A 3,225-nucleotide genomic window follows, 5' to 3' on the forward strand; every position below is an offset into this window, starting at 1 on the left:
CCGCCGCCGCGATAGTCGCGGATCGCCTTGCCGAGCCTGACGCAGACTTCCTGGGCGATGTCTTCGGCATCGGCCTTCCTGCCGCACCAGCGATAGGCAGCGCGATAGACGAAGTCATAGTGCCTTTCCAGCAATGTGCTGAAGGCCCCCCTGTCTCCGCCCTTCGCCCGCCCGATCAGTTCGGCGTCGGAGGCTTCGCTTTCATCCAGCATCATCGCCATCATTTGCCTGTTGGACGAAGGCTAATGGCTAATCCTTGGGCAATGGAAAGATTTTTTTGGAAACCGCCGGATCGTGACCGCCGGCACCCCGCTTGACACATCCATATCTCGGCGGTTATACGTCAATCAATAGCCACCGGGTTATCGATCCCAATGACGAACGCTCACGATATCCTCTTCAGAACGCTCTCCGATCCGACGCGTCGTGCGATCTTCGAGCGCCTGTGCCGACAAGGCGAGCAGACGGTCGGCGCCCTGACGGCTCAGTCGGGGGTCTCCCAACCTGCGGTGTCGAAGCATCTCGGCGTACTCAGGCAGGCCGGGCTGGTGCGCGACCGCCATCAAGGACGGCAGACCCATTATAGCGCCCAGATCGCAGCACTTTCCCCGCTGACCGACTGGACGAACCAGATGAATGCGTTCTGGCAGAGCCGGTTCGACGACCTCGAAAATTTGCTCAAAAGAATGGACCAATGACCAACATTGCGACCGAAACGCGCTCCGTCGTCGTCGAACGTGAGATCCCCTATCCGCCGGAAAAAATCTGGCGCGCGCTGACCCAACCGCATCTGATCGAGGAATGGCTGATGAAGAACGACTTCAAGCCAGTTGTGGACCACCGTTTCAATCTGCGAAAGGAAACGCAAACCGACGTGAGCATTGTTGTCGACTGTCAGGTAACAGCCGTCGAGCTGAACAAGACACTGTCCTACACGTGGCAGGCCTATGGCCTCGAGAGTGTCGTCACCTGGACCCTCATGCCGACCAGCACGGGCACCCGGTTGCGTATGGAACAGTCCGGCTTCCGGCCGGATCAGGAGCAGGCGTATCGGGGCGCGACGAGTGGGTGGCGGCAGTACTTTACAAATCTGGGTCAGGTCCTGGCGCGGATGGATTGAACCCGCCGACATGCGGATCACGGGTCCGCTTCGGTCTGTTTTGACAGGAGGAGCTATTGGACAGGAACAAGTGGGTTCGGCAAATTCATCGCTGGCTGTCGATTATGTTTACGCTGACCGTTGTCGCCAACTTCGCCACCATGGCATTCGGCCAGCCTCCCGCCTGGGTAGTCTATTCGCCGCTCCTGCCGCTCTTCCTGCTGCTGTTCAGCGGCCTGTACATGTTCGTGCTGCCCTATGCCGCCAGGGGCCGCGGCGCGCAGCGTGCCGGCGGATAGGAGTGGGTAGAATGACCAAGACGCAGGGTCAGTCGACCAAAGCGGCACCGGTCCTGCTCTCGGGTGGCAACCCGCAAATCGCCAAGGGCGACGGCGACGCTCCGGTGCAGGCCTACATCGCTGCAATGCCGGGCTGGAAGCGTGGCCTCGGCGAGCGGCTCGACGCGCTCATCGAACACAACGTGCCCGACGTGCGCAAGGCCGTGCGCTGGAACTCGCCCTTCTACGGCGTCGAGGGCCAAGGCTGGTTCGTGAGTTTCCATGTCTTCACCCACTATTTGAAAGTGACCTTCTTCAGCGGCACGTCGTTGCGGCCGATTCCGCCTGGCGGCACGGCCAAGAGCAAGGATGTGCGCTGGATCGACATCCGCGAAGACGATCCGTTCGATGAGGCGAGGATGGTGGAATGGATCAAGCAGGCCGCGGCCCTGCCCGGCTGGATCCCGTAATGACCGACTATGACAGAGGAAAAAGAGCCATGAAGATCAAGCTGACCAGCGTGTATGTGGACAACCAGGAAAACGCACTGCGCTTCTACACCGACGTGCTGGGCTTCACCAAAAAGGCCGATTTCAGCAACGGGCCTTATCGCTGGCTGACCGTGGCCTCGGCTGAAGAGCCTGATGGAACCGAGCTGCAACTCGCGCTCAACGACAACCCGGCCGCCAAGGCCTATCAGGAAGCCATCTTCAAGCAGGGCCAGCCCGCGGTCATGTTCTTCACCGACGACGTCAAGGGCGACTACGAGCGCATCAAGGCGAAGGGCGGTGCGTTTATCCAGCCGCCGACCGAGGCGACCGGTTCGACCATCGCCCAGTTGAACGACAGCTGCGGCAACCTCGTTCAGATCACCCAGCTGGCGCGCTGGTAACGGCGGCGGTTGAAACGGGTCGAGACACAGGAGACACCCAATGACCCCCTCGCAACATATCGACCAAATGATCGCCGGCCTCATCGATTGGCGCGGCGATACGCTCGCCGGCATCCGCAAGACCATCCTTGCAGCCGACCCGGACATCGTCGAGGAGTGGAAGTGGATGGGCAGCCCGGTATGGTGCCTCGATGGCAACATCGTGGTCGGCAACGCCCACAAGGACAAGGTGAAGCTGACCTTTTCCCATGGCGCCAGCCTGCCGGACCCCGACAATCTGTTCAACAATGGTTTTGGCGGCAAGGTGTGGCGGGCAATCGACATGTTCGAGGGCGACAGGCTCAATGAGGGCGCTTTAAAAGAGCTCGTCCGCGCAGCGATCGATTACAATCAGGCCAAAAAGAAGAAGAAAGCGGCTGCCGGGGCGAAGCCACAGACGCAAGTCTAGGCCGCCTGGCCTGCCACCCAGCCCGACGACCATGCCCACTGGAAATTATAGCCACCCAGCCAACCCGTGACATCGACGACTTCGCCGATGAAGAACAGGCCCGGCACGGATTTCGCCTGCATCGTCTTCTGGTCCAGCCCGTTGGTGTCGACCCCACCCAGCGTCACTTCGGCGGTGCGGTAGCCCTCTGAGCCGGCAGGCTTGATGCGCCAGTCATTGACTGCGGCAGCTATGGTTTTCATCTGGGCGTCGGAAAGATCAGCAAGGTTGCCGTCGATCCCGGTGCGCTCGGCGATCGACTGCGCAAGCCGCTTCGGCAGATGATTTGCCAGCACCGTTTGTGCCGCTTGCCGCCCATTGCTTCGCTTGGCCACCCGAATGAGGTCCGCCACGTCAACTGCCGGCAGCATGGCGATGCGGATTTCATCGCCCTCGCGCCAATAGGAAGAGATCTGCAGGATAGATGGCCCGCTGACGCCACGATGCGTGAACAGCATCGCTTCGGAGA

The 3,225-nt window shown here is 60.8% G+C and carries 8 protein-coding genes; 6 read left to right on the forward strand and 2 right to left on the reverse strand.

Going from position 1 to position 3,225, the window contains the following annotated elements; translation table 11 throughout:
- A partial coding sequence (locus tag EN964_RS29790) for an RNA polymerase sigma factor (protein ID WP_164776081.1) occupies positions 1-221 on the reverse strand: 221 nt, incomplete at its 3' end.
- A gap of 153 nt (positions 222-374) precedes the next feature.
- Here EN964_RS29790 and EN964_RS29795 point away from each other — a divergent pair.
- The 6 genes from EN964_RS29795 to EN964_RS29820 are packed head-to-tail and all read left to right on the forward strand — an operon-like array spanning position 375 to position 2,717.
- On the forward strand, positions 375-698 hold the full coding sequence (locus EN964_RS29795) for a helix-turn-helix transcriptional regulator (RefSeq protein WP_127272723.1): 324 nt from the start codon (positions 375-377) through the stop codon (positions 696-698).
- Positions 695-1,120 carry an SRPBCC domain-containing protein gene (locus tag EN964_RS29800; RefSeq protein WP_127267745.1) on the forward strand — a complete coding sequence of 142 codons (426 nt, stop codon included), beginning with the start codon at positions 695-697 and terminating at the stop codon, positions 1,118-1,120. Before EN964_RS29795 ends, EN964_RS29800 begins: the two co-directional genes overlap by 4 nt.
- Before the next feature lie 56 nt (positions 1,121-1,176).
- Positions 1,177-1,398: a hypothetical protein gene (locus EN964_RS29805; RefSeq protein WP_127267744.1), complete on the forward strand. Its 222-nt coding sequence runs from the start codon at positions 1,177-1,179 to the stop codon at positions 1,396-1,398.
- Positions 1,399-1,409: 11 nt separating this feature from the next.
- On the forward strand, positions 1,410-1,847 hold the full coding sequence (locus tag EN964_RS29810; protein ID WP_127267743.1) for a DUF1801 domain-containing protein: 438 nt from the start codon (positions 1,410-1,412) through the stop codon (positions 1,845-1,847).
- Between the two features lie 29 nt (positions 1,848-1,876).
- Positions 1,877-2,269 carry a VOC family protein gene (locus EN964_RS29815; RefSeq protein WP_127267742.1) on the forward strand — a complete coding sequence of 131 codons (393 nt, stop codon included), beginning with the start codon at positions 1,877-1,879 and terminating at the stop codon, positions 2,267-2,269.
- Between the two features lie 40 nt (positions 2,270-2,309).
- Entirely contained in the window at positions 2,310-2,717 is a 408-nt protein-coding gene (locus tag EN964_RS29820; protein WP_127267741.1) for a DUF1801 domain-containing protein, read from the forward strand.
- On the opposite strand, the gene EN964_RS29825 is transcribed toward EN964_RS29820, so the two are convergent.
- Positions 2,714-3,225, reverse strand: a 512-nt coding sequence (locus EN964_RS29825) for an aminoacetone oxidase family FAD-binding enzyme (protein ID WP_127277093.1), incomplete at its 5' end; no start/stop codon positions are given. The two genes, EN964_RS29820 and EN964_RS29825, sit on opposite strands and share 4 nt — an antisense overlap.

It is taken from the genome of Mesorhizobium sp. M7A.F.Ca.CA.001.10.2.1 (assembly GCF_003998575.1).
Classification (GTDB): domain Bacteria; phylum Pseudomonadota; class Alphaproteobacteria; order Rhizobiales; family Rhizobiaceae; genus Mesorhizobium.

Coding starts and splice junctions, on each gene's coding strand:
- EN964_RS29795 (WP_127272723.1), top strand. CDS start 375: ATGACGAACGCTCACGATATCCTCTTCAGAACGCTCTCCGATCCGACG.
- EN964_RS29800 (WP_127267745.1), top strand. CDS start 695: ATGACCAACATTGCGACCGAAACGCGCTCCGTCGTCGTCGAACGTGAG.
- EN964_RS29810 (WP_127267743.1), top strand. CDS start 1,410: ATGACCAAGACGCAGGGTCAGTCGACCAAAGCGGCACCGGTCCTGCTC.
- EN964_RS29815 (WP_127267742.1), top strand. CDS start 1,877: ATGAAGATCAAGCTGACCAGCGTGTATGTGGACAACCAGGAAAACGCA.
- EN964_RS29820 (WP_127267741.1), top strand. CDS start 2,310: ATGACCCCCTCGCAACATATCGACCAAATGATCGCCGGCCTCATCGAT.